11 protein-coding genes are annotated in these 25801 nt (G+C 33.2%); all 11 read right to left on the reverse strand.

The annotated features are described in order from the left end of the window. Positions 1-11: 11 nt before the first annotated feature. Complete coding sequence (locus Q0842_RS06765; RefSeq protein ID WP_298495885.1) at positions 12-2600, reverse strand: T9SS type A sorting domain-containing protein; 2589 nt, start codon at positions 2598-2600, stop codon at positions 12-14. A gap of 532 nt (positions 2601-3132) precedes the next feature. Next, the gene (locus Q0842_RS06770) at positions 3133-4893 is read right to left on the reverse strand and encodes a T9SS type A sorting domain-containing protein (protein ID WP_298495888.1); all 1761 of its coding nucleotides are present in this window, start codon (positions 4891-4893) and stop codon (positions 3133-3135) included. Positions 4894-5034: 141 nt separating this feature from the next. After that, the gene (locus Q0842_RS06775) at positions 5035-6468 is read right to left on the reverse strand and encodes an L-fucose/L-arabinose isomerase family protein (protein WP_298495891.1); all 1434 of its coding nucleotides are present in this window, start codon (positions 6466-6468) and stop codon (positions 5035-5037) included. A 21-nt stretch (positions 6469-6489) separates the two neighbouring features. Then, entirely contained in the window at positions 6490-9882 is a 3393-nt protein-coding gene (locus Q0842_RS06780; RefSeq protein ID WP_298495894.1) for a glycosyl hydrolase, read from the reverse strand. Positions 9883-9910: 28 nt separating this feature from the next. Beyond that, complete coding sequence (locus tag Q0842_RS06785) at positions 9911-12661, reverse strand: family 78 glycoside hydrolase catalytic domain (RefSeq protein ID WP_298495899.1); 2751 nt, start codon at positions 12659-12661, stop codon at positions 9911-9913. An 8-nt stretch (positions 12662-12669) separates the two neighbouring features. Next, a complete protein-coding gene (locus Q0842_RS06790) occupies positions 12670-14169 on the reverse strand; it encodes a sulfatase (RefSeq protein WP_298495902.1) in 1500 nt (499 codons plus the stop codon). 32 nt (positions 14170-14201) lie between these two features. Further along, complete coding sequence (locus Q0842_RS06795) at positions 14202-17078, reverse strand: glycosyl hydrolase (protein ID WP_298495906.1); 2877 nt, start codon at positions 17076-17078, stop codon at positions 14202-14204. Between the two features lie 21 nt (positions 17079-17099). Continuing rightward, positions 17100-18998, reverse strand: coding sequence for a sulfatase-like hydrolase/transferase (locus Q0842_RS06800; RefSeq protein WP_298495909.1), 1899 nt, complete (start codon positions 18996-18998; stop codon positions 17100-17102). A gap of 34 nt (positions 18999-19032) precedes the next feature. Further along, entirely contained in the window at positions 19033-21870 is a 2838-nt protein-coding gene (locus Q0842_RS06805) for a glycoside hydrolase family 2 TIM barrel-domain containing protein (RefSeq protein WP_298495912.1), read from the reverse strand. 43 nt (positions 21871-21913) lie between these two features. After that, positions 21914-22261: a GDSL-type esterase/lipase family protein gene (locus Q0842_RS06810; RefSeq protein WP_298495914.1), complete on the reverse strand. Its 348-nt coding sequence runs from the start codon at positions 22259-22261 to the stop codon at positions 21914-21916. Beyond that, positions 22262-25753: a glycosyl hydrolase gene (locus tag Q0842_RS06815; protein WP_298495916.1), complete on the reverse strand. Its 3492-nt coding sequence runs from the start codon at positions 25751-25753 to the stop codon at positions 22262-22264. It abuts the gene before it with no gap. Between the last annotated feature and the right edge of the window lie 48 nt (positions 25754-25801).

Below are 25801 nucleotides of genomic sequence, written 5' to 3' on the forward strand. Positions count from 1 at the left end.
TTAATTACCCTTTATTTTATTATAATTTTATGATTTGAAATACCTTGCTCACTCTCTATTTGTAATATATAAATACCTTTTTGTTTATTCTGAAAACGAATTTGTTTTTCTGATTTAAAGCTCCCTTTTTGAACTTCTACTCCATTTATTGAGTAAATTCTATATTGAGCTTTTCCTCCATTGTTTATTTTAATGTTAAAGACTCCTATACTAGGATTAGGAAACACCTTAACCTTTTGTAGGTTATTTTTATCTACAGATAATTGACCTTTAGAAAATATGGCTTTGATATTCATATCTGATGTTATTACTAATGCTAAAGGATTATCAGTACTAGTTACATCTCCTTCCCAACGTTCAAACTCCCAACCTTCATCTGCAATAGCATTTAAACTAAATTCTTGCCCATTTAGTGCTGTACCACTACTATAATTTAAAAGACCTTGTCCTTCTTTACTTAGCGTTATTGTATGGATAGTTGGATCTGTAGGAATAAATTCAATGCTATCAAAAATGATACTTCCAGAACTGAAATTATTATAAAATTTAAATTCATTAATAGTACCTGTCCATAGCCCCCAATTAGTTAAATCAAAATCTAAGGTATGCCATTGGTTATCATTAGGTACTGTTTCTTTTTTTCTTCCAGACAAAAAACTTGTACCTGGTGCATTTGGTAACATTTGAAGATCTGGTTTATCTGTACTATTTTTAACTACAATTCTTAAGGTGCCATATAAACTAGCATTTATATTTAGATCTGTTATAGCTATCATAGGCCAAGTAACATCTGAAGTAAAAGGCACACTTAATTTATCATTTTCTGTATTAATTGTTACCTCTCCATTAACTGCATACCAAGACCAAGCTGAAAAATCATCAGTAGTAGTCCAAACATAAGTTGCTGGAGTAATGGCTTCCACAAAGCTTGCTTCTGGTCTAAATTCAAATTTTTCAAAAGCAAAAGATTCAATTTCAGTTGATACATTAACTTCAGACCCTGATTTACCATCATTTCGTTCTTCAGTATTAATACTTTTCCATTCTGTAAATTGATGAGGGCTTGGATTTTCATAATTTTGATATGCAGTAAACCCTTCTTCTGTTAAGGTTCGTTCTGGTGCTCCTTTCTCATCATAACCACTCTTTACATAGTTTGAATTGTTGATTAAAAAATTCTGAAGTTTGTTATTCTCTTTACCATAAGATTTACTTCTATAATACAAGGTTGTACCAACAGGTAGATCTGTTGTAAACGAAACATCTACAGTTTCCTTGTTTCTATAAGTTAAGGAACTACTATTATAATTATAGATTAACGCATCATATTCATTCTCAGTATTATTTTTTACAAAGATGGCATCCAACTCATTTGTTGATGTATTAGGACTCCCGGAAATACTAGTTTCATAACGAATTAAACCTAGCATCTCATTTAATTCTTTTATAGCATCTGGATTTTCACTTCCTGTTCTATTTCCCCATCTGTAAATAAATTCTAAGCCTTTGTCCTTATTCTTATAATAAGTATTGGAAAAAATCAATTCTACGATTTCTCTATGTGAAGTTTCACAACCAATTGTTCCTTTACCGTCTGCTCCATTCATGGTCGTTACGGTTTTATACTCCATAATATCTATTGACGTTTCAGGATTCCATTTAGGATTATTTATAAGAGGCGCAAAATTTTTGATGTATTTTCCATTCATATCCCTAAGAACACTATTACCAATAACAATATAATCTGAAAGTCCCCAAAAGTCACATGTTATATTATTATCAAAATTATAATCTATTAAGTCTTCTATAAATGATGCATAAGGTTCACCTTTATAATTTAATACTGATCCACTCTTATATATAAAACCTGGGTTTCTAGTGTGCAAGCCTATCTTAGCATTTGGTAATATAGCTCTAACGGCTTGTACTGTATTTGCAAAATGCTCGATAAAATCTTGCTTTGTGCCATACCAATGCTCTGGAGTTTCAATTTCTGAACCTACTCTAAAACGCCATGACAACACTTTTTCTTCACCATAGGTCTCAACCAATTTTGTCATTAAAGCTTTTATAAAATCATGGTAAGCTTGTTTATCTGCAGGAGGCAAAGAGTTTCCATAAATTGATATTCTCTCATTTTCTCGAAAATTAATATTATCTCGTGTGCCTTCTGGAATAAATGTATACCCATGTTGAAAAGCCCATGGTGGTTGATCTAAAGCTATTTGTAAAATTTCAGTTTGTGAATTAACAACTTTATTTAGTCTATCTATTAGCGCATCCCATTGATAAACGTATTGATTATTAATAGAATCGTAAATACAAGGATCAAAATCTAAATCTTTTACATTTTCATCATTAACTTTTTTATTAATACCTCCAATCATCCTTACTATATTCATTTTAAGGCCAGGACGAATATTAGATCCATTTCTTGGACTTATTCGATTAGCAGTATTCCAAACATCATGAATAGGGAGTTTTCTATCACTTTCACTTGTAAAATCGGTGGATAAGTTTACTTGACCTTGAGTTGAAGTAACTAAAATAAAACACAATAAAATAAAAATATTGCATTTAATAAAACTAAAATTTTTCATTTTTTTTTTTTTATAACTATCATCATTATACTCTCTCAAAATAACAACTTTATTATATGATTAATAACCTGTACTATCCTGCATAAAAACGCATCAACACTTTTTTACTCAATAGTGTGAATTTTTATCTAGATTAATACTCTGTGTTCTGGAGGTTATGAAAATTTAGCAAATAGCTGTGGTTGCTATGAGATTACTGATGGTAATATTTTAAAAGACGAAGAAGCTAGTAGCACCAACCTAAGTACTAGGCCTCTACTTTATGCTATCAAAACTTCAGACAATAAAAATAAACTTGAAAAACTATGTAACGATTAACCCTTTATGTAACTAAAAATGGAGATATGTTGCTAATAGTTGAGCTTTTTCAAAAATAAAAGTAGGCAATACTAAAACCTACATTAAACACTACCATACTACAGAACGGGTTTACCCTAGTTATGCACTTATTACAAAAGTGATACTGGGAATTTAACTGCACATGTTGTATATAAAAAGGTTAAGTTCTAAAGGGAATAAACAATAAGATATTTTAGTTTACAACAATTTTATGAGTTGAAACACCTTGACTACCTCTTAGTTGCAGAATATATATTCCTGTTTGATTATTATCAAAATGAATCTCTTTAGATGATATGAAATTTCCTTTTTGAATTTCTAAACCGTTAATTGAATAAATTCGATACTGCACTTCTTCTCCATGAGTTAGTTTTACATTAAACGTACCTTTATTAGGATTTGGATATATGCTTATCTCATCTTGCTTTACGATTTTTGAATTAGATAATGATGCATTAGTTAATTCTATAATATTTATTGAAAATTTTGGTAATATAATACTTTCGCTACCATCGCTAATTAAAGTTAAAGGATCTACATCTATCCCCATAGTTCTTTCTTCGTCCATTGTAGAAAACGCAATTGCTTTATGTACTGCAGCATCTGTATAAGCTACCCCATCAATATTTACATTGAATGGCACGTCTTGATCACTAAGATTTACAACAAAAACAGAGGTATTTCCATCTTTAGTTACCACTCTTGCATTAACTGCTTTTACGCTATCTTCAAGGTTAGCTACTTGTACATCGCTTTCAATTAATGTGGTATTTTCAAGTGCCAAACGTATAATTTCATAAGTTGAACCAAAAAGAGTTTTTTCTAAAGGATATTTAATTCTTGGACGTTCTACACCACTTGGAGCAATATAGGTTTCCCAAACATAATGTGAGTTTAATTGTCCATTAACACTAAACCAATTGGCACGTTCAAAAACATCTTGATTTTGACTCATATAGATATAACAATCTGCCATTCCTAAAGCAGATACCGCATTCGGGCCACCAGATTTCACACCCCACTCTGTTAACCAAATGGGCTTATTGGGTGCAACTTGATGTGCATAATCGTAAATAGAATTTCCTAGATGTTTACGTGCTGTAAGTGCCGTACCAAAAGCTTCATCACTATTGGCAGCATCATCAGGATCTGAACCTACGTAGGTATGTACTGTAACTGCATCAAAATAAGTTAAATCTTCTGTTAAATCTGCATTCCAATTAGGGTTTGCCCAACTATCTTTTCTTAATAATGGTATAGATACTTTTATATTGGGATCTTTAGCTTTAAGTGCTGCTGACATGGCTTTTGCTCTAGCAATATAGTCTTCTGTATTTGGAATAATAGAGCTTCGTTGACCTGGATAAAAACACTCGTTACCCATTTCAACAACTTTTACTTCTAAACCCCTAGCTATCAAATCATCATATCGTGCTATGGTTTCCGGACATCCGTTATTAAAATCAGTACCATCTGCACTCATGTTAAAAGTCCACATCATATCAAACCCCTTGCCTGTTGTAGATTTTCTTGAAGTATTTAAACTTGTTAGCCCATCAATACCAACTTTAATATTATTGCTATCAAATATTTTTATATTAGCTAATAAATCAGGAGATTTTGTTCTAATAGTCTTGCTAACTCCTTGTTCGTATTGAAAGCTTTCTGTTCCAAAAAGACGAGTAACATCACGCCGCCAATCATACCAGTTAGCCCATAAACCATGAGGAAACCTTATAGTTATAGGTTTTAATTTGTTTATTAAATCCTTCTCTTTTGTAGTTGAAAAATGATGTGTATTTGTTCCAAGTAATAAATTGTTATACACTTCTTTTGATGTTGAAGTTATATTAATAGTTGCTTCCATATTAGACGGCAAACTAAAAGGGTAATCTTGAGCATATAATGATGCTGAGATTAGTAGTACTAAGCAAAAATTAAGTAATCTCTTCAATATTTCTTTTTTATAAGTTTAATTAAGTAAATGTAGAACTTCTTAAAACTAATCATATCCTGTACTGTCCTGACAAACGTTATAAATACAAGACATAGCTGGACAATTATAAATACTTAACAGTTTATTTTTACTTATTTTTTAACAAATAGTTACAACCCTTAAGTTTAAAAGTTTACCAAGTTTTTCTAATTTATTACCTATGTGCCCTACTCCAATAGCACAATGATGTGATGGTCCTTGCTTAGACCACTCATTCATAAAAGCTCTTGCTCCTATTGAAAAACGGTAGCGGCTATTGGTATTCCCAATTTGTAAAACAGGACCTTCTACAGATTCGCCTTCTGCTACTAATAAAAAGACATCGTCTTTACCTTCTACCACAGATAATAAGGTTACATGACCATGTTTTACCGTCATTTGAATAGATAATCCTTTTCCTGGTTTTCCGTGATAAACTGGTAGTGGTACTAACTGTACATTTCCTTCGGCAATTGCAAAATGCGCTGGACCATCATGACCAAGCATAACAATATCATCATTAAAATCCATGGCATAAAATTCAGAAAAAGAACCACCAACACCAAAGGCATCCATTATTTTCATGGCTTGGGCATTTTTAACTTCATACTCGCCAGCTACAGGTATATTTCTTCCTGTTAATAAGGTGTTTCCTGCAATAACAGAGGTTACAATGTTTTCATATTCATTACCAGATTCTCCTTCATAATAATAGGCTAAAGAACCAAGGTTATGAGCATCTACTAATTTATCAAGTGCTACCGATGTTTTAGCGGCGCGAATCAATTCTGATTCTTCACATTCTTCAACAACCTCAAAAGTATTGTAAAATTCTTTAATTTTTGCTTGCACCTCTACTTCCGTGGCTTCATCTCTGTATTTTTTTACTTCGCACATTTCAACAACTTCTATATGCGTACCAAAAGCTGCCGATTGCTTCGTTAAATCTGAATACACATCTAACATTCCGCAGTAATAATGCCCTAAAACACCTAGTCGATTATTATTCATAACAGAAGCCACGTTAGCTGCATCTATCCAATCTTGAATATCATCCCAAACAGCTTGCTCTCCTAAATATCCTGTTACAAATTCGTAATCTAACCCAGAACGATTAAATACATTTGCAATTTCTGGTGCAGAACATGCCTGACAATGTGCAAGCCACTCCCCCGTCATTAAACCACGGTCTCCCATTTTATTAAATTTATCATAATCAATGGCAGCAACTGGTTGAATATTTAATATAACTATGGGGCATTTTAATTTTTGAACAACCGGTAAAACCGTAGATGATAACGCATACGTAGAAACGTATAAAAACACAATATCTACATCATTCTTCTTTAAACCATCTGCTGCTACTCTTGCTTTAACAGGCGAATCAATCAACCCTACATTTACAACCTCTGCACCAAATTCGTTCATTTTATCAGCTATCTGCTTTTGATAGCCTTCTAAACGCTCTAACAAACCTTCAAATTGAGGCCAATAGGTGTCCAAGCCAATTCCAAATAGTCCTACTTTTATTCCACTTTCTTTTTTAATATTCATTTTCAAACTTTTTACTTTCTATTACTTTTCTATTATTCGAGATACTTTTAACACCACAGGCCCTACCAATCCTGCAGGTAATAATTCGTCTCCTCTTTTATAAAATGGATAGGTGGTAAAAGTAGATCGCTGCCCTAAAGGTGCTGGTTCATTATTTGTATACCAATCTACCATCTTATTTCTATTGATAAGCGATAACTGTGGATCTTTAATTAATAATGGTGTTTTAAGGTGTGGTTGTAAATTGTAACCAGAAACATTAGGGAAGTTTTCGTCACCAATTAAACGATTTGTCCATTGGTTTGTAACTTCTATCTTTAAGTTATTTTTACCTGCTTTTAAAACAGAAGTAATATCAATGGTTTGGGGTGCTTTCCAAAGAACACCTAAGTCTTTTCCATTTAAAATAACCCTCGCAATTTCGTAAACCTTCCCTAAATCAAGTATAAACTTGTTTTTAGAAGTTAGTATTTTTTTATCGACCTTAAATGTTTTTTGATAAATAGCTGTTCCGGAGTAATACTTTATTCCTTCAAAATTATGAGAAGTCCAATCAATCAATTTTGGAAAGGTAAAACTTTGTACACCTGCTTTTAAATCTGGAAAAGCAACTTCCCAATCACCTTTTATTACAATTGGCTCTAGAAGATTTTTAACCTCTAATTTTTGTTGTTTTCCATCTGCATAAAAAATAGCATACACACCGTTTTTGCTGGCTTCAATTTCTGCTTTACCCGCTGAGTTTAACTTAAAGCTAAGTTCTGGATTATCTATAACACTAGCCGTAGTAATTGAATTTATAGATGCGGATGATTCTCTAAAAACTACAAAACCAGAACCCTGAGAAGGAAGTGTAATAGCAACTTTGGTTTTACCATTGCTATGCTCAAACCCCACTAATTTTGTTATAGATCCATCCATTGGATTCCAAAACTCAGGAATTTTTCCTTCTACGTTAAAGGTACATTCGTAGGTACGTTTTTCTTTCTCTGGATTGAAGAAAAAATAAATATCTTCATTTGCAGATGTACGATGTGCATAATTAATTTGCTCGCCTCCTTTTATCTTTAAATCTACAGGAATATTATATTTTTTATATATGTCATTCCAATTGTAGATTGTACTTGTGGTTGGTTTACTCCATATTTGTTCTAATAATTTAGAAAACTCAATTTCGTCTTTTTCTGATACTAAATAGCCTCCAATTTTACCGGGCTTATTTCCTATAATAATTACACCTTTATTCGCCAATTCTGCTATTCTTTTTAAGGTAGCAAGACGCATTTCTTTTTGGTTGCCTAAATAAAGTACACGATAACGAGTACCTTCTGGTAAAACAAGTTGTCCGTTTTCTACCGAAATACGGTTTAAAAGAACATCTGCATTTACACCATCATAATTGATATGATTTGGCAAATTTCTTACTCCTTTGCGTGATGCGGTAGTACTAGGAGAACCATCACCTACAAAAGCTAGTACATCAGACACAGGCACTCCCTGACGTAAAAGATACTGTCCACGAGCTAAATACTTAAACCAGCTTTTACCTGCATTATCCCACCAGGTTTGTGTACGATCTATATGTGACCCAAAACCGCTCATACCCATTCCTGGTTTTACTTTTGTATTGGCTTGGTGTGCAAAACGGTGAAAGACTATTTCATTAATTCCAGCAGCCCAACCCTTATCTCCAAATTCTTTAAAGAAACCTGGATGTCCTTCAAAATTGACATTAGGTCCCGAAGTAAAAGCTTCTGCAGAAATAATATTACGACCATAAATATGACCAGCAGATACTGCTACACCCGTCATTGATTTTCCACTAGCATGAAATTCTCCCATTGGTATATCAAAACTACGAGCGGCATCTAAAGTATTAAAAGGACCATTCCCATAAGGTTCTACATAACTCTTTAACCCATCTGCATGAATAAGCTCTGTAGCATAATCAAAGTAATTTTCACACATAAGCTTACTGTTTAAATTACGAATATCCCAAAGTACACGTTCTGTAGTACCTGCATTATCTACATAACGACCTGCGTACAATGGCAAGAAATTTGTAATATCGTAACCGTATTCTGCTTGAAATTGTTTTTCATAATCTTTTGTCCAATTTTGTCCTCCTACTTCATAGCTATCAATTTCTACATATTGTAAGGCATTTGGTGCTATTTTACTAGAAGCATCTATCACCTTTCTTACATGGCCATCGTAAAAAATCTTAAAAGATTCACGGCTAAATTTATCAACTTCCCAACCGGTACCTGCAACAGAAGCAGGATCATTTAAAGCACCTGTGGTAGTATATCCAACACGCATAATTGTCCACTTTCCTTTAGGCAATGTTGTTTTTAACACTCCTTTATCATCAACATATTTAGTTAAATTTAAAATTTCAGATTTCTTAATAACCTTACTAGCATCTACTGCCTCTAACTTTGGTAACCCTCCATTATTGGCTCTATGAATATTGGTACGAGAAATCATATTATCATAACGAGCTGTATTTGTTAGGCTAATTTCTGCAATATCTAAAGGCACATCTGTTACAAAACGAAAATATTGTGCAGTTATACCTTTAAAGGTCTTGTCAATTGTATATTCATACTTACCATGTCTAGACATTTTAATAACAAATTCGTCTTTAAAATTGATGCCATCGTAAGAACTTTGTAAAAGTTGTGGTACTTTATAACGCTGCCTTTGTGTTTTAAGAAGAAACGATTGTACGGTTAATGGTTTTCCAAAATTCCATTGTATCCAAGCCTTACCATCTTTAGGAACTCTTAACTCTGTACGTTCATCAATTTTACCATTGGTAGCAATATTAATATCAAAATCTTTATTTGAACTCGTGATAATCGTTGGATTTTCTGAATCTATAATTTCTGACGCCAAAGCTGGATAAGCTAAAACGGCAATCTCTTTATAAAATCCTCCAATTTTACTAGGGCTAGGCAAAAACATTTTAACGTTGCCGCCATTTACAATAACCTCACGATGCACCACTTGTTTCATAGAATGCTCTACGGGTACCCAAGGTCCACCGCTAGAAGTCCATCCATCGCAATTATGAATCCCAAAACTCAACCCTAAACGTTCACATTCCGCAGCAGCGTGCGCAGTAATTTCAATATATTCTGGTGAATTAAAATCAACAGGTCCGTTTGGTATTCTATGAGTTACATTAAAAAGAATAATGCCGCCAATACCTACATCGGCAATAGCCTCTAAATCTTTGGTCATTCCTACTTTACTCATATTTCCGCCCATCACATGCATCCACGTTAATGGACGATTCTCTGGTAATGGATTTTTAAATAATTGTTCTGAAATAGAATTCTCTTGCTTCTGCGAATAACTAGACATTCCTATTAATAAAATTCCTATTAAAATTTTTATTTTATTCATTGTATTAATATATAATTCCGGAAACTTATTAGATGCTAGCCTTAAATTGATACTTCCCAGCTTCTACTTTATATAAAGCATTTCCGTTTTCAAAACGAAGGAAGGTTACTCCTTCACTTTTTTTCATTGCTTTTCCGTTTTCAGTAATACTTTTTAAATTATTTGTTGGTATATAAACTGTAGCTTGAGAATTAGGAGGAATACTTACACTTAATGTAAATTGTTTATCATAATGCTCCCAACGGCTACTTATTTTCCCATAAAGGGATGTCGTACTTCCTTCTACAAAACTCAAATCGCGTGCTAGTATTGGTTGAATAATGAAAGATTGAAAACCAGGAGACAAAGGGTCTGGACGAATACCCGCGAGACTTTTTGTCATCCAAGACGCTACTCCTGTGTAACAGGTATGAATACGACTAGATACATCTACATTCCAATACTCTGGCCAAGTGTTTTCTCCGCGCTCAATAAAATACCCGTAACTCGGTTGTACCTTACTAGAAAGTGCTTTAAAAAACAAATCACTTCGTCCAGATTCTTCAATCATATACTTAAAGAAAACGGGTAAGCCAGAACTTCCCATATCTAAATAAGCCTGATTATCTGTAAGTTCTTTTTCTATGTTAGCAAATACTTTATCACGAAGATTTTTAGGTGCAACGCCTGTCATTAAAGCAAAAGCTTGTTGTACCTGAGTTCCGTTTGAATAGGTATTTGTTTCAGAATTAAAAAAGTGTTGATGTATAGCCTTTCTCAATGCATCTAAGCGTTTTTTATAAAGCATAGCCTCATTTTCTTTACCTTGTATACGTGCCATTTTAATGACATCTGATAAGTTCATTGCATATACGCAGTTGTTAAAATATTGCGCCTCTGGAGTATCTCCCCATTCCTTTCGTTTTTTAGGTGCTGCCCAATCCCCAAGAAATTTTCCTTTGTGTCCCGCATAATTAACAAGTAGTCCGTTTTCTACATTTTTATTTAAATATTCCAACCACTTAATAGCCGCTGGATATATTCGGTCAAAAATTTGTTTATCCCCATAAACTTGATAATATGCCAACGCAATATTTATTCCTGCACTACTCCACATTGGGCCACCGAAATGATGATTAATTTGTGGTGCCGTATGATAAAACCATCCGTTTTCTGTTTGTACATCTGCCCAATCTCGCACATGTTTCATGTACAATGCGCCACTTTGGTAATTTGGCAACGCTATACCCCAAGAGGTTGCAAAAGCTACTTCGCCATACCCTAATCGTTCTCTATGTGGGCAATCCATGGTAAAACCTTCTACCGTGTTTGCACGATAGGTCCATAAATCTGCCTCGTAAATTTTATTGAATAATTCTTTTGATGACGTAAAATGCCCAACCTGTTTAATATCGGTTGCAAGCACCAAACCTTTTACATCACTAAGTTCTGGTTTTTGCCTTAAACCTTCAATAGTTACATATCGTCCTGCTATATAATTAAATCGATTTCTAAAGACCTCTTCCCCTATTCCTGTACAAATATATTCATTAAGCTGTCCAAAATCTTGCCCAGTTTTATCATCATCGGCCACTTTAATTTTTATGACATCACCTGCTTGCTGTCCTCTTATTTTTAGTTCTACCCAACCTGTAAAATTCTTACCTAAATCTACAAAGTAAGTCTCTTCACCAGAAATATTTTTAGCAGAAATGGTTTCAATAATACGAGTTGGCTCCATCATTTGAGAAGAAAGCTTTGCTTTAATGGTTGTTTCTTCTGCTAAATCCCAATTTGTATCATCAAACTCAGGTAAATTCCACCCTTGTATATATTGTTGGGCATCCACAATTTCACCACCGTGATCTCTATATTTTATTTTCCCTCGGTTTTTACTGTTAGCCGCATGGCATCTCCAATCTTTTCCTGTTTCTAAAGAAATCGACTTTCCTTTTTCATCTTCGCCATTAAGTTGAACACGTAAGGCTTGAAACGTGTTAAAGGTTGTGTAACGAGACCATCCTGGGCCTGTCCAAAATGCTATAACATTATCGCCTTTCACTAATAAATCACTAATATCGTAAGTAACATACAAAATACGTTTGTCTAAACGCGTTTGAGCAGGTGCTAAAAAACGATTATCTGCTTTTTTGCCATTTACATACAACTCGTGATAACCACATGAAGCCACATGAAGAAATGCTTTTTTAGCCGGAGCAGATAAATTTAGATTTTTCCGAAACCATAAATGTTGTTCTACCGGAAGATTAGTTTTGTGATCTGTTGCTAATTCAGTTGTTTTTTCTTTATCAGCAGTCTTAGCAACTTTATCCATATTGGGATGTCTAATCCAAGAGGCTGTCCAATCTTTATCTGAAAGTAATCCTATAGAAAAACGAGCAGATTTACTCCAATTACTAGCTTTACCATCTTTATCAAAAACACGAACTTTCCAATAACAATCTTGATTTGAAACTAATGTTTTACCTACATAAGAGACCAAAGCAGATTGCGATGATTTAATTTTACCACTATCCCATAAATCGCCTTCGTTTTTAGTTAAAAGTTCTGGGCTACTAGCTACAAGTATATAATAAGCCGTTTGCTTTTGACCTCTAACATATGCTTCGTCAAAAATCTGCCAACTTAAACGTGGTTTATTAGTGTCTATCCCTAAAGGATTTACCAAATATTCACATCTTAATTCTTTTACATCTATATGTTTAACCTTTTGAGCACAACATACATTCAAAAAAGCCAAACAAAGTAGTACTAGAAAATTTCGAATTTTATAATCCATCTTTTTAATTAATTAGAAACCGCTTTTGGTGATTGTACTACGCCGTTTCCTTTTTCCCAACTCCAATAATCTATAGCCTTTCTGTTTTTATCCAATACATAATTCCATTTTTTTAGATAAAATTCTTTGGGTTTAAAATCATCACCCACATCTTTTAATGCTTTTTGAAGTTTAGCGTCTAAGTCTTTTTGTAGTGTTTCAAACTCTGGTTTATCCAATAAATTATTCATTTGATACGGATCTTTAACGTTGTCAAAAAGTTGAGTTGCGCCTTGCGGACTACGTGTATAACTATATTGCTTGGTTCTAATAGCTCTGTAAGAAGGATCTTTATAACTGCTAGAAAAAGGACTCACTCCCATTATCAAAGCAACACGGTCTGCATTAGGATCTGGATTTTTTATTAACTGAGAGATGTCTTCGCCCTCTATACTATTTGGTACTTTACTATTTGTTAAACCTAACAAAGAAGGTAAAATATCTGGTGTATTTATGGGTGCATTTACTACAGCTCCTTTATTTTGATGAATACCTGGGTAGCTTATTAAAAACGGAACTCTAGTAGATTCATCCCAAGCTAATTGCTTTGTAAAAGGCACTTCTCCGTGACCACCCATCATTTCTCCATGATCTGCAGAAAACACTATAATAGTATTCTCTAATAAATTTAATGCTTTAATTTTTGCTAAAACACTACCAATAGCTTCATCTGTTGCTGTGCAATGTGCATAGTAGCCTTGTAATTCTTTACGTGTTTTTTCTTCTAAATTTTTAGGAACATTTGCGTTGATTTTTAAGCCTTCCGTTGGGTACATGTCTTTATACTTCTGAGGAGCGCTATAATGCGGAAAATGAGGTGTAGAAATAGAAATAAACATTAAAAATGGATTTTCATCATTTACGTGTTCACTCAAATATTTATTAGCATCTTTGGTAATAGCAAAAGGCGAATATTCGTCCCAATATTTAATGTTTGTGTCTTCATTATCATAATAAGGCATTTTATTATAATCGTGAGAACATTCTAAGGCTTTCCAATAGTCAAATCCTTGACGTCTTTCTTTAGGTATGTAATTAGAGCGTCCATGACCATCTAAATGCCATTTACCCCAATAAGCAGTAGAATAGCCTTCTGTTTTAAAAATTTCGGCCATACATAATTCTTCTTCTGGCAAATACAAATCGTTTATAAACATCCCTGTAGATGTTGGGTACTTTCCGGTAAGTAAGGCGGCTCTATGCGGTGTACAAACAGGTGTTACCGAAACTGCATTTGTAAAATTTACAGACTCCTTAGCAAACTTATCTAGATTAGGTGTTTTAACATTGGTATCTCCAGCATATCCTAAAGCCGAACCTCTCCATTGGTCGGTTAAAATATAAACGATATTAGGCTTTTTATTAGATTGAATTGCTGATTTAGTATTCTCATTTTTTTTAATATTCGCACAACTTGATAGCGTTATGGTTACTATGGAAAAGACACCTAGAATTTTATATATTTTCATTGCTAATCATTTAGAATTGTTTCAGGTATATATTAATATTTTAAAAGTTTTACCGGTCCTTCTATACCTGTTGGAACAAGATCTTTGTATCTTCTTGTCCAACCATTTGTCATTTTATTGTCTTTAAGGGATTTAGCGTAATTTGCCAATACTGTGGTATAATGAATTTCTATTTCATTATTTCCTTTTTTAAGATAATCTTCTATATTATAAAGCGCTTTTCCGTACCAACGTTTCCCTACTTTTTGTCCATTTATGTACAACTCTGTAACTCCTTCGTTTACATCGCCTAAATCTAAATGTGTAAAATCTGTTGTGTTACTTACCGTTGTTTTATAAATTATTTTTCCACCAAAACCACTTTGTGTGCTATCATTAGATTTGCTAAAATCGATAAGTTCTTTCATTTGCCACGTAAAAGTTTGCTTATCTATTTGATTTCCTGTTACGGTCCAATTCACATCTAATACTTTAGAATCTTTTATTTTAGTGCTTACAGGAACAGCTTTTACAGATGGTTTTTCGTCTTCAAAAATTAATAATAAAGATTCTAAAGGATTTAAACTGATGCTTAACTCATTTGTTTTAGAAGCGTAATAATACGGTGTTCTTTCTCCTGTTTCAGGATTCCAAACCCAAGGGTATTTCCCTTCAACAGGAAATTTAGCATCAAAATTGGTGGTTTCGAATCTGTGTATATTAGTAAAGAAGTAAATATCTTTATCGGCAGTAAACTGATGTAATTGATACACCTTTTTAGTTGGATTGCTAATTACAACATCTGCAGCAATTTTAGATTCTTTTAAGATCTGTTCTGTCCATGGCAATAAGTCATCTAAAGACTTTGGTTCTTTTACCTGAATAAAAGATTTAGGATTTTCTGCCAACAACTTATCTAAAGTACTTTTTACAATGTTATCATTTTTTTCAAAATCTTTAAAATGTAATGATTTTGTAGGTATTTGATCTACAACCACTACTTTTCCTCCAGATTCTACATAGTTTTTTATAATGATTGTAGCCTCTGGACTAATCGATTTTAAGCTTGCTAAAACAAGTAAATCATAAGTCATATCACCAAAAGAAATAGTCCCTTCATTAATTACAGCCCCTTCTAAAACTCTTTGATTGATGTATTCACACGAATATCCTAACTGACTAATAGGCTCCCATAATTTATACAAATACCCTAAGTTGTTTTGTAGTTTGCCACGGTTTAATCCGTAATCTCCCCAGACATCTGCAGTTGGACCAACAATAGCCACCGATTTTTCTGCTTGCGAATTTTGGAAAACATAAGATAAACGCGCATTATAATCTGTCCAATGACTTAAATGCTCCCACCATGTATTTCGTTCACTAAAATAAGTACCGAAACGCACCCAACCAGGAAACTCAACTTCGGGTGGCGAATAATTATACCCATGCACTACAGTATGATTAATTCCTGTAATGAAATTCATATCATCATGCTGCTTTATCTCTTCTAGAGTTGCTTTAAAAACTCCATGTAAATTGGTAAATGCTTCACTACTTGTAATTTTCTTTCCTGTTAAGTGTGCCCCTGCAGATGCGTGCATGTTCCAAAGCATATACCCATGACTCTCTTTCCATTTCCAAATAGAATCTTTCATTTCAACGGTATAAATCCAGTTATTACTTTCAGGAATATCTGGTATCATATTACCATCTAAAAGTCCCATTAAAAAAGGCGTACCATAGGCTTGGTAACGACATAACACATTATTTTCTTCACAAAAATCTTTATAAGTTTGGGTAAAGTTCTTTAAGAATGTTTCTACCAATAGTTTATTATAATCATAACGTACACGCTTTAATTGATCTTTAAACTCTTGTGTGAAATTTTCAGAATATTTAGCTTTTGAATAATCATCATAAGCTAAATAAAATACAAAAGGCATCCAATTGTCTAATTTGTAACCATAGGTTTTGGAGAAAAGTTCAGCAAAACCATCTGTCCAGTTAGCACCAGAAACTTCTATACTATCACAAAACAAAGCTCTTATCAAATCGCTTAAAGGATATCCAGATCGCTCAGATATTTTCTTTAATCTATTTAAATACGCTAAGGTCATTTCTTTTTTATAATGATTCATTACGGGGCCTGCACCTCCTGGCGCACCTAATGTTACATCTCTAAAATTTTGTTGTACTAAGCCATAGCTTAAAAAGTAATTTCCTACTTTTTCTATCTTGTATGATAATTTTCCGTTGCTATCTATATGTTTTTTAAGATCTATCACCTCATTTGCATTCTCGCAATTTTCTGGTACTAACGTTACGTGCGATAGTTTGTAAATTGTACGCTCGCTAATGTGTTTTTGAGCACGATAGTTTTTATATTTTTCTTTATATAAATTGATAAGAAAAGGTTCATCTACAGAAATAGTTTCTCCGCCTTTATAAGAGACATTATCGGAAACCATACGCTGGCAAGTTTCATCATCTTTAAGAAACTCTCCACCAAATGGCCAACCTGTACCGGCAATCATATCGGTAATCATGCCTAAATCTTTGGCTTTTTTACTAGCATGTACTACCATATCAATCCATTCGTCACTCATCCAAACTAAGGACTTATCGCCATTATCAGGAGCTGCTGGCATACCAATAGGATTAATTTCTACACCACCAAAACCGACATTATAAAGCGATTCTAATTCTCTATCTAATTCTTTAGCTTTAATTTTATCTCCGTTCCACCACCAACGTACAAATGGACGGGCTTGGGCTGGTGGATTTTGGAATCCATTATAAAAATTTTGACTTGTCGATTCCGATTTACCTTTATTACAACTACTTAAATTAATCAATGCGAATATTAACAGTACAAATATTGATAACTTTTTCAATTTGAAACTAACAAATACTCTTTTTATGTTTTTCATTATTATTATTATTGTTGTTTTTTATCTCTTATATGAAAAATTCTCTGATCCTATCTTTTGCATGCGCATAAAAACGTGGCAAGCTGCTCTTACTTTATAATTGCGATCATCCATATTATACACCTCGAGAATAGTTGCTTCATAAGGCTTTTTATTTTTAAGGTAAAGCAATTGATTAATAGCTATTAGAGCGACCTCCATATTTTCGCTTCGACAATATTCCTTTAATTTTTCTTCAGCTTCTTTGTTACCAAATTCATTAAATGCCATAGCAGAAGCCATTACAGCAACCGGAAGATATGTATCTTTCATTGCTAAAATAATTTCTTGTTTATATGGCTTAATTAATTCTGAATTTTGAGAACGTAAACCAAGCATTGCCCAATAGCGTACAAACTTATTTGAATCTGCTAATAAACAAATTTGTTTTTTTGTTACTTTCTCAGTCCGTTTACCAGAAAGAGATGCAGCAGTATAAATCTGCTTTATCGGATATTTATTGTTGTCTAGTCTAAACTCATAAGCTGTACTAGTTTGTGAAATTAACCCAATTTCATACTCAGGTAAAAAATGTATATCTCGCGTTTCTATTATGTTCTTATCCAAAAGCTTTTGCATTTTTTTCAATACATTTTTGTATTTGGGATTTCCTGCTAAATTTTTAATCTCCCATATATCATTTTTAATATCGTAAAGATATTCAGCGGGGCGTTCCTCAAACAAACTCTTTTGTAATTCATTAAGAGTACCCTTTTTTAAATCACTTCGCATTTCCTTAGTAATATCACCAACTTCTACATAACGAATAGAGCGCATTTGCGGAATATAGGGCATAAAATTTCTTGAATACATAAATCGACCATCCGTAATACTACGAACCAAATCTGGACCATTATCAGCCCGATCTGCCGACAATTCCAAATAATCCACAATTTCAGAACGATTTCTACCTAATAATACCCTTCCAACCATATGGTCTGGTATTTTAGCTCCTACCAATTCTAAGATAGTAGGTGCTAAATCTTTAAAATCTATAAGTTCACTAGTTACAGTACCGCTTGTTCCCCAAGGAGAAAGATGCTTGTACTTTTCTGGAAACCATATTACAAAAGGGGCACGGTAACCTAAATTTATTCCATTGGTTTTTCCTCTAGGAATGCCCTCTCCATGATCGGCATAAAAGAAAATAATAGTATTCTCTTTTAAATTGTCTTTTTCTAATCTATCTAATAATTCCCCTATTCTAATATCAGCAAGTTTTATCGAATTATAAACACGCGCAAAATGTTTACGCATTTCTGGGGTGTCTTTATAAAAAGGAGGCATTTTAAATGCATCTTCGGCAATTCTTTCCTTTTCTGGAATTTGCCCTAATACATTTTCTAGATACCAATTATAAGGCTGGCTCATTGTACGTGATTGATGGGATTCCGTAAAATTAAAAACAGAAAAAAATGGTTGCCCTGGCTTTCTATTCCACCATCCTGCGGTATTAGAACTTTCATTCCAAGCCTCTTTTGTAAAAGCTCTCATATTGGCCACATTGTAATCGGTTTTTACATTATTACTTACATAATAACCTTGCTGTTGTAAATAATATGGAAACCCTTTAATGTAATTTGGTATGGTATAATTACTACGATGGTTACCAGTACCCATTTTAAATGTATGCACGCCTGTTATTATTGCACTTCTACTTGCAGAACACACACTACCCGTAGAAAAAGCATTTGTAAACCTTACCCCTTCCTTAGCTAGTTTGTCTATTACAGGTGTTCTAGCTTCTTGATTGCCATAACAACCAATAAACTGTGGAGATGTATCCTCTATAGTTACCCAAAGAATATTCGGTTTTTCTTGCGCTACTAAATTTGTTATGCTAAATATCGAGAATACTAATAATAGTTTTTTAATTATCATTATTTAAATTTTTAATAAGATTAATCTGCTTTAGTTATTCTATTTCTAATTTAGTACGTTCTGCTTTTAAAGAGGGTTTATTCCAATTAATAAACATTGATACAGCACCTTTTATTTGTTTTTCTATTAGAATTGGCTGTGCGTCTGGACCAAATACCTTAGCTGGTTTCCATTTAGAACCTACTGCTGAAATTTCATCAAAAAAGAAAAACCCTTCTTGTTTTGGATAATGCCAAGTTGCTTTTTTAGGATCATTACCATTTACAGGGTTTAATACACCTAAAGTTACATCTGTTTTGTTTTTAAAACCAACATTAAGATTGTTAGTTAAATAGAATACAGCCCAATGCCAAGGTGCAAAATAACCTTCAAATTCGGGTCCATTATAAACTTGTCCCGGAATATTTATTTTTTTATCAATAGCATAAACATCTAAAATACCGCCTTGTGTTCGGTTGTTATAAATTCTCCAAGGCCCTTCGCCTAACCAACGTTTTCTATTAACATCTTTTGCTGCAACTTCAATTCCTATACCTGAATAATGATATTTGCCTTTTGTTAAAGTATAGGCATAATCTAGAGCTATTTCTCCATTAGGCTTTAATGTCCATTTAAGAGTATCAAAACCTTTAGTATTTGTTGCTTCAATTATAAATTGATTTTCTTGTTTTGTAATAGTTGCTTTTGATGTTGATGATGTCTGGTTCTTTATAGATACATCGTCTGCTTTAAAGGTAAGAAAAGGGAAATTAGCTAAACTCGTTGCTTTATCATTATCTAAAACGGATACTAATATTCCACTAGACTCATCAAAACGAAGTGTTGTTTTTCCTCTATGAAATGTAAAACCATCTTTTTTATCTTGCACAAATGCTTTATTTTCTGATACTCTAAAACTATTTTTAGGTTCTGTAATAGGTAAGCGTTTATCATACACTAAGCGACCTTGGTTATCAAATACTTCGATAACAAGTGCATCATTTTTAATAAATGACTTTGGCAATGCGACTACTAATTGTCCTTTTTCTCCTGCCTTTATATTCGCTTTATTTACTGTTCCTGTTTTTATAGTTCTATGTCCGTTACTTGCAGCATCTGGGTTTGCAAAGTCAATCAATTTCCAATTAATAGTACATTGGTTAAGATTAACAAATGAAAATTTATTATGTATTTGTAAAGAGCAATCAAAATTGACATCGATTTTATTGTTTGCTATTACAACTGGCGACCAAATTTCGCGTACAGCATCAGAACTTCCTTTTTTCTCGGCACTAGGACCAGCAATACCATCAGCAGCTTTATTGTCTTGATTATCGACTGTATATCCTAAATCATTTCTCATCAACCCTTCATCATAAAGTGCCCAAATAGTCATACCACCACCTACTTTAGATTTTTCAAACAAATCCCAATAGGTTTTTAGGTTTGCAGCTCCACCGCCATCATACAAGGCATGAAGTACCTCGTTGGGAAGATATACGTGATTTTCTTCAAAGAGATTTTTCTTTATCGATTCGTAATCTGGATAATAAGTGGTATTTACAATATCCCACTTAGGGTTATAATTTGCAAAAATATCATTTGCTTTCGCTTCATTTTTTAAAGGTCTTCTGTTTTGAATATCCCATTTGGCAAATAACTCATCGAATTCTGGTGTATGTGCTATATGATTACCGTTACTCCACAAAATGATACTTGGATGATTTACATCTCGCACCACTAATTCTTTTAATATTTTGGGCCCAACTTCTTTATCTAATGGTCGCCACCAACCAGGTAATTCATCTAGTACTAGTAATCCAAGAGAATCACATAAATCAAAGAAATGGGTATCTGCAGGATAACAAACGGAACGAACAAAATTGAAATTTAAGTCTTTCATAAACTGAACATTATCTTCCATATCCTGCTTAGAAAGTGTACGTCCTGTTTCTGGACGAAAACTATGCATACTTGCACCTTTAAGTAAAATTCGTTTATTGTTTAGATAAAAACCATCATGATCCCGCACTTCAAAAGTTCTAAAACCAAATTTTTGTTTGTATGTATGTACTATTTCTTTCTTATTTTTTAATGCTATTTCTACCGTATATAAATTAGGGAATTCGTGCGACCAAAGTTTTATATTATTAAAATTACCTTTAACAACAGTGTAGTTGTCTAATATTTTGGTTTCTATAGGTGCCCCTACTTTATTGTTATTGGCATCGTAAATTTGTGCTAACACAGTTTTAGCGTTTTTAATACCTTTAGTAAAAACGTTCATAGTAAAATCACCAGTCATTTGAGCGTTAATAGCTACACGTTCTATAAATTCTTTAGGCACTTCTTCTATATAAACAGGTCTAAAAATTCCGCTAAACAACCAATAGTCTGCAAATCTTTCGGCAGCATTTATTGATTCATTTGAAGAAGCGTTGTTAACCTTAACTTCAAGAAGATTCGTCCCTTCTTTTAGAAAATTTGTTATTTCAAATTTAAACTCCGTATGCCCACCTTGATGGAAACCGACTTCTTTTTTATTTAGGATTACCTTTGTATCGGTCATTGATCCTTGAAAGATGATAAAATATCTTTTATCAGATGTTTTCTTAAAATCGAATTCATGACGATAATTACCAATACTAGTTATTCGTTGTTCTACCTTATCCATACCATACAAGTAAAACCCAAAACCTTCCATTTCCCAATTAGAAGGAACAGGAATAGTGGTCCAAAAACCACTGTTACGGCCTTTATCTATTTTAAAATCCCAATTTACCGCTGTAGTAGCATCTTCTCCTGAGAGATATGTTTTTTTCTGAGCTTGGATTTCAACCAAAAAAATTGGTACGAATAAAAAAAGTATTAACTGTAAAATATTTTTTCTCATAATCTTTAGTTTTGTTTTAATAACATTAAGCACATATTGTATGCTATTCAAATAATTTAATTATTCCATTTGCAATCAACTCATGTCCTTTTTTATTAGGATGATTTAATTGTGCCATATATTTTTTTAGTTCTTTGGTATCACCATAAAGAAATTTGAACGCTTTATAACTATCTACTAAACCGACATTATATTTTTTGGCAAGTAGCCTAATTTGATTTGTATGCTGTTTTAATTCGTTTTCAGGGTTATTATAATCAACTCTCGTGTCTGGAGAAGGAGTTAACAATATCAAAGGAATCTTTTGTTTTAATGCCTCTTCAATCATCTTTTCCCACGCTTTTTTGGCTTTTTCTAAACTTAAGTTATGCTCACTCAATCTATATTTCAACTATTTTAATTCTTTTACTTTATTAACTATGATTTTCACAGGTCCTAATAATCCCGACGGAAGTAGTGCAGAATCTTTATGCCAATGTTTAAAGGCAGCTAAAGTTACACGCTCTGTAGGTCGGTTTGTACTATTTAAAAGCCACTCGGGCCATTCTGTAACATTTGGTCCTTTTCTTTTATAATCTAGTTTTAATTGTTCATCACCAATCAATCTATTTGGCCAAAGATTGGTAATTTTTACTTCCAGAGAATTTGTTCCTTTTACAATAGCATCATCAATGTTAATTCTGAAAGGTGCCTTCCAAAATATCCCTAATTTTTTTCCATTAAGAATAACTTCTGCAATTTCCTTAACATGCCCCAAGTCTAAATGCAAAAAATGACTAGATTTAAGTAGGTTTGAAGAAATATTGAATTCCTTTTTATAGGTTGCAGTACCTGAAAAATAGCGTATATCTTTTTCTATTGCATTTGACCATGATATCAATTTATTGAAAGTATTATCAACAGAAGTATCATTTTTTAAAGGAAAATTAACATGCCACTCTCCTTGTAATTCAATAGGCTCAGGTACCGATTTTACTTTTAATGTTTTGGTTTTTCCTTTTGATGAATGATATGTAATTTCTCCTGGATAAGGCGTCACCCAATGTATTTTATCGTTTTTATTTGATAATTTTGATTCTGCTAGTACTTGCGTTAAACTTAAAACACCTCCATTAAAAACTGAAACTGTTTTCTCTTCAGCATTGGTAATATAACTTACGCGTAGTATGTTTTGAGTATTCTTATTTTTTTCTTTAAACAAACTATCGTTTACAGGAATTTCATATACTCCAGAGGCTAACAATGATTTTATTTTTTCTGTAACATTATAAATTGGTTTGTTTGGAGGAATACCTTCAACACCTCTTGCAAATTTTCCAAAGACGGCTTTAAAGATTTCAATTTTTCCTTTATTTGCAGCATCAACTTCCAACCATTCTTTTTCCATAGCATTTTTTTCAAATAGCTCATCTCCAATTTTGTATTGAATACGTAACTCTTTTTTATATCCAGGAGCAGGATCACCTTTAGACAGTTCTCGGGTTGCCTTTAAATATAATTTGTTGTTTTTAACTTTGTTTTTAACTACATCTGTAACATCCACCAGTCCATCTGGCAAAAATATACCGTACTCTGCCTTAATAATTTTTAAGTTTGGAAGCGGTATTGCATTTTGTTTTCCTAACGTAATAGCTGTACTTACAATATGTTCTTTTGTTCTAACTGGTTTTTTAAAAACTACAAAAACAGAGCCTTCTGGCCGAAAAGGAATAGCTACTGTAGTTGTGCCATCTCCATTATCTTGCCATACTGAAGCATTGGATATTTTACCAGTTTCGGCATTCCAAAGCTCGGGTTGTTTACCAGACACTCTAAAACGACATAACAATTCTGAATATTCTTTACTTGAGTTAACTACAAAATAGATATCTGTATCTTCTGTTTTTCTATGAATAAAATCAATAGATTCAGGACTTCCTTTCTCAATTAAAAAGTCAGGTTGCAAGTTTCCGTTTTTTAAGAAGGTTGTAATAGAGCTACATTTTATAATTCCAGAATTCCATAAATCGTTAGCTAAATGAGCTACATCATCATCGCATGCTGGATATTTTTTAAGACTTGGAGATTTTTTGGGTTTAGCGCCTATAATTTGCGCTCCTTGAGTCACTAATTCTTTAATTTTAACTAGCGTTTCTGGTGTCATCCAATCTGTTGGAGGTAATACTAAGGCTTTATATTTATCTCCAACAGTATTGTGTATCAACCCTTCTTTTACATATAATGAGTTTAGTTTATTGGCTCCAATAACGTCATAATCATAACCCATCGCTTTTATTTCTGGCATTAATAAAGCGTCATTAGGTGATGCTTCGCCTGTAAATACTAAAACATCGGCTACAGATTTACCTTGCTGTAATAAAAACTGACCTCTACTAATATAATCTACAAAAGGTTTTCCTTGGTTCCACCAAGTGTTTAACCTATTAAAATCGGTTCCAAAAGCTTGCAATGTTAATCCTGGACCAATATCCCAAGGTTGGTGAACATAACAATGAAAAACAAAACGATTAATACCTTGAGCCCAAGCTAAATCGCCCATAGCTTTTAGCGTTCCAGGATGCTGATCCCATCCACCCATTCCTGTAAAAGATTCTGCTTCTGCAATAGGACTTCCATTTAATTTGGCTATAGAAGCTACAAATTTAGGAGAATCGAAAAAAGCTAAACTTCCACTCCAAAATTCGGACATAACAATATCGGCAGTTTCGCCTACTTGCATATTATCAAAAGGTCCCCAATAGGGCTCTGTGGTAAACAACATATTGTATTTATGACTTAGTTCGCTAAACCTGCCGTAATAATTTTTGGCAATTAAGTCGCCAATGGTACGCCTAAAATCCCAAAGAAAACGTTCTGTTTCTTCTCCACTTTCTACATAATACCCAGCTAGACTTGGCAAATATTGTTTACAATCATAAGACCTTAGTTTCTTAAATTCTTCTGGAAAACTATGAGTCCAGTTGGTAGTGCCCACCTCATAACTATCAATATGACATCTTGTAACTGTACTTCCTATTAGCGTATCTAATTTATTGATTATTGGCATAATACCACCTTCCCAAAAAACATCAACGGCTTTTCTATTCATTTTATCACATTCCAAACCTCTTCCACCATCACTAGGAAATCGATTGGTTTCACCGGTTGGTGTATGTCCTATTCTTAAGACAACCCACTCTCCAGCAGGCACATTCCATTCTAAAACACCATTTCTAGTAAACTTAGAGGTTAGGTCTATTATGTGTTCTTTTTTTACCACAGCTAAATCAGGAACAAGCTTATCAACAGGAGATAAATGGTTACGTACTTTATGCGATAGTGTTTTTATATCTAAATCTTCAATACGTACATCGCTTTTAGGTTTTGGGAAAGCAAGTATTGCAATATCTTTATAGTATCCTAATTTAGTTTCAGGTTGCACCAACGCGCCTTTAAAAACCTTTTTGTCTTTAATAATTGTTTCAGAAAAAACCAATTCTTGCATAGCAAATTCTGGAGTTATAGAAGGCCCTCCAGATGATGACCAACCGGCTCCATTATGAAAACCAAGTTCTAGCCCTAAACGATTAGCTTCTAGCGCTGCATAATTAAAAAGATTTAACCATTCTGCACTTAGATAATCTGCAAATCCTTTAGGGTTTCCTAAACTAACATTAAAAATTAAAGCGCCTTGAATGCCTATATTTTTCATAGCTTCCAAATCGGCCGTTATACCTTTTTTGGTTACATTACCGTTAATCCAGAACCACATAGTTAGTGGTTTTGCAGATGTTGGAGGATTCTTAAAATGTTGTTCTAAGGACTTGTTTTGAGCTTTTAAATTTGATTGAAACAAACAAAGAAGTGTAAAAACAATAATAAAAGTTTTAAATAATAATTTCATCTATTTTATAAATTTTAAGCAGATTCTTTCCCTTTTAAGATTTAATAT

This window comes from uncultured Algibacter sp., assembly GCF_947495675.1.
GTDB lineage: Bacteria > Bacteroidota > Bacteroidia > Flavobacteriales > Flavobacteriaceae > Algibacter_B.